Source organism: Fulvivirga kasyanovii, assembly GCF_009711405.1.
Taxonomy (GTDB): Bacteria; Bacteroidota; Bacteroidia; order Cytophagales; family Cyclobacteriaceae; genus Fulvivirga; species Fulvivirga kasyanovii.
The window spans coordinates 1-220 of sequence record NZ_SMLW01000009.1 but is presented as its reverse complement, the minus strand read 5'-3'; the positions used below and the strand labels follow the sequence as shown (position 1 = coordinate 220).

The 220-nt window shown below is 48.6% G+C and carries 1 protein-coding gene; it reads right to left on the bottom strand.

Features of this window, described 5'->3' with window-relative positions:
- A partial coding sequence (locus E1163_RS31735; protein WP_155168499.1) for a LysM peptidoglycan-binding domain-containing protein occupies positions 1–220 on the bottom strand: 220 nt, incomplete at both ends.

Below are 220 nucleotides of genomic sequence, written 5' to 3'. Positions count from 1 at the left end.
GCCATTGTTCCTTTTGAACTTCTTTACCTTGTCCGCATTGGCCTGCCTTAAAGCATCTTCACCGACTTTGTATTTTAATGCCAGAGAGGCCAGCGTATCCCCGGCTACAGTAGTATGACTGGCGGCCGGAGGTGCTGGTTCCGGTTTTTCTTTTGGTTTATCCCTATCCCTAACCCTGAACAGGCCGGGTACCTTGTTCAGGTCTATTTTTGAGATCATG